Raw genomic sequence first — 3,350 nt, forward strand, 5'->3', positions numbered from 1 at the left:
GGCCGGGCTTTTCCCCGCCCCCCACCGGCGCGACCAGGTGCTGGTCTTCCTGCTGGCCGGGCACGAGACGACCGCCACCTCGCTCGCCTTCTCGCTGCACCTGCTGGCCCGCCATCCCGAGCAGCAGGCACGGGCCCGCGAGGAGGTCGCCCGCGTGCTGGGCGACCGTACGCCGGAGGCCGCCGACCTGGACCGGCTCCCGTACCTGACGCAGGTCCTCAAGGAGGCGATGCGGCTCTATCCGGCGGCGCCGGTCATCGGCCGCGGCTCGGTCGCGGCCACGGAGATCGGGGGCCGGACCGTCCCGGCGGGCTCGGACGTGATCCTGGCCCCGTGGGTGACGCACCGCCATCCCCGCTACTGGCCGGATCCGGACCGCTTCGACCCGGACCGCTTCACCCCGGAGGCGGAGGCCGGCCGACCCCGCTACGCGTGGTTCCCGTTCGGCGGCGGCCCGCGCGCCTGCATCGGGCAGCACTTCTCGATGCTGGAGTCGGTGATCGCGCTGGCGATGGTCCTGCGGGCGTACGAGTTCGAGGCCGTGGACACGGAGGTCCCGGTCATCGCCGGCATCACCCTGCGGGCGGACGGCCCGATCCGGTGCCGCATCCGGCCGCGTGCCTCGTCCGTGCGCGCGGGTGACGGGACGACGGCCGCCGGCTAGACGGCCGCCGGGGCATGGTGGCCCTTGAGGCGTTCGAGGTCGGAGGGGCGGACCTGGATGGCGAACAGCGCGATGATCGCCGCGACCAGGGCGAAGCAGGCGGCGACGATGAACGCGGCGCTCACGCCGGAGGTGAGCACCTGGTCGCCCCAGGGGTCCGGGAGCCGGCCGGTGCGCAGGAACAGGGCCTTCTGGACGGGGCCGGCCTGGCCGAGGAAGGCCGGCACCTGGTCGTGGGCCTCGTTGCGGCTGGCCGTGCCGAACACGGTGACCAGGATGGACAGGCCCAGCGATCCGCCCACCTGCTGCGTCGTGTTGAGCAGTCCGGAGGCCGCGCCCGACTCGCGGTCGGCGACGTTGGACAGGGCCATCAGGGTCAGCGAGACGAACTGCATGCCCATGCCCAGGCTGAAGATGAGCATCGGGCCCAGGATGCTGCCGAGGTACGTCGAATCGATGTCGGTCTGGGTCAGCCAGGCCAGGCCTGCGGCCGAGCAGAGGGCGCCCGTCACCATGAAGGGTTTGGGTCCGAGCTTCGGCAGGAGCTGTGAGGTGATGCCCGCGCCGACGGCGATGACGACGCTCACCGGCAGGAACGCGAGGCCGGCCTGGAGCGGGCTGAAGCCCAGGACGTTCTGCACGAACAGGGTCAGGAAGAAGAACATGCCGAACATCGCGCAGGCGAGGAAGAGCATGATGCCGTAGGACCCGGCCCGGTTGCGGTCGGCGAACATGTGCAGTGGCGTGATCGGCTGTGGCGAGCGGCGCTCGTTGAGGAAGAACAGCAGGAGCAGGACCACGGCCGCCCCGAAGGAGCCGAGGGTGATCGGGTCGGTCCAGCCGTCCTGCGAGGCGCGGATGAAGCCGTAGACCAGCGCGACCATGCCCAGGGTGGACAGCAGCGCGCCGGCGAGGTCGAAGTGTCCGGGGTGGCGTTCGGACTCGCGGATGACCCGGCGGGCCATCACGGCGATGGCGAGGGCGATCGGCACGTTGACGAAGAACACCCAGCGCCAGTTGAGCCATTCGACGAGGATGCCGCCGGCCAGCAGTCCGATCGCGCCGCCGCCCGCGGAGACGGCGGCGAACACGCCGAACGCCCGGTTGCGTGCCGGGCCTTCGCGGAAGGTGGTGGTGATCAGCGCCAGTGCGGTCGGCGAGGCGATGGCGCCCCCGACGCCCTGGAGGGCGCGGGCGGCCATCAGCTGGCCCTCGTTCTGTGCGAGCCCGCCGAGCAGGGAGGCCAGGCCGAAGAGCAGCACGCCGGAGATGAACACGCGTTTGCGGCCCAGGATGTCGCCGGTGCGCCCGCCGAGGAGGAGGAGTCCGCCGAAGGTGAGGGTGTAGGCGTTGACGACCCAGGACAGGCTCTCGGTGGAGAAGCCGAGGGCGGTCTGGATGTGCGGCAGGGCGATGTTCACGATGGTGATGTCGAGCACGACCATGAGCTGGCACGAGGCGATGACGAACAGGGCGAGCCCGTTGCCGCTTCCTCGGACCTTGCCCTCGGTCCCTTTGCCGGTCGGCGTCGTGTTCCGGTCCACCCTCTCGACGCTAAACCTGGTCCGGGGGGTACACCACTCGAATGGCCTAGGCTGCATGACATGTACGGTGTGCCATTTCACATGACACACTACGATCATGGATGACTTCCTCAGGCTCTCCGCGAGCACCGGCCGCTTCACGTACGGCGCCCCGCGCGCGTTCTCCTTCGGGGACGACGGCCGCCTGCTCTGGTTCCTCCGCTCCACCGGCCCCACCGACGCCTTCGACGGCCTCTGGGTCCTGGACACCGCCACCGGCACCGAAACCCGGCTCGCCGATCCCCGCGAGCTGTCCCCCGAGCCGGGTCTCCTGCCCGCCGCCGAGCGCCGGCTGCGGGAGCGCATCCGGCTCGTCGCCGCCGGGATCGGCTCGTACGCGCTCTCCGGCGACGGCCGCAGCGCGGTGTTCCCGCTGTACGGGCGGCTGTTCCGGGTCGGCTGCGACCCGGACGGGCGGCCCGAGGAGGTCCCGGCCGCCGGGCCCGCCTTCGACCCCCGCCCCAACGCCGACGGCTCCCGCACCGCGTACGTCACCGGTGACGCCCTCCACACCTCCCCCGGCGGCCGCGTCAGTCCCGCCGACGGGGCCCGCTGGGGCGTCGCCGAGTTCGCCGCCGCCGAGGAGCTGGGCCGCGACCGCGGCCACTGGTGGTCCCCCGACGGGCAGACCCTGCTGGCCGCCCGCGTCGACGAGTCCGCCCTCCAGCGGCGGTACTTCGCCGACCCCGCGCACCCCGAACTCCCGCCCGAGGACTTCGCGTACCCCGAGGCGGGCGGGCCCAACGCCGAGGTCCAGCTGTGGGTGCTCGGCCCGGACGGCGCCCGGGTACGGCTCGACTGGGACGCCGCCGCGTACCCGTACGTCTCGGACGCCGGCTGGGAGAGCGCCGGGGAGATCCTGCTGACCGTCCAGGACCGGCTCCAGCGGTGCGTCCTGCTGCTCTCCGCCGACCCGGTCACCGGCCTGACCCGGGAGCTGTCGCGCACCACCCACCCCCAATGGGTCGACCCGATGGTGCCCGGGACCCCGGCCCGGCTCGCCGACGGCAGGATGCTCACCGCCTGCGACACTCCCCCGGCCGCCACCGGGGGTGCCCCCGCGGGCGGGGCCGCCCGCGACACAGCCGACGACGCGAAGCAGA

General features: G+C 72.8%; 3 protein-coding genes. 2 read left to right on the forward strand and 1 reads right to left on the reverse strand.

What is annotated here, in order from left to right; genetic code table 11:
- On the forward strand, positions 1-664 hold a 664-nt coding region (locus ACFXA3_RS36735), incomplete at its 5' end, for a cytochrome P450 (protein WP_385194545.1).
- On the opposite strand, the gene ACFXA3_RS36740 is transcribed toward ACFXA3_RS36735, so the two are convergent.
- Complete coding sequence (locus ACFXA3_RS36740) at positions 661-2,208, reverse strand: MFS transporter (RefSeq protein ID WP_385194547.1); 1,548 nt, start codon at positions 2,206-2,208, stop codon at positions 661-663. The genes ACFXA3_RS36735 and ACFXA3_RS36740 overlap by 4 nt on opposite strands.
- Positions 2,209-2,305: 97 nt before the next feature.
- Between ACFXA3_RS36740 and ACFXA3_RS36745 the strand changes: the two genes are divergently transcribed.
- Positions 2,306-3,350: DPP IV N-terminal domain-containing protein (locus tag ACFXA3_RS36745; RefSeq protein WP_385194549.1), on the forward strand; the 1,045-nt coding region annotated here is incomplete at its 3' end.

Origin of the sequence: Streptomyces sp. NPDC059456, from assembly GCF_042750055.1 — a bacterium.
Classification (GTDB): domain Bacteria; phylum Actinomycetota; class Actinomycetes; order Streptomycetales; family Streptomycetaceae; genus Streptomyces.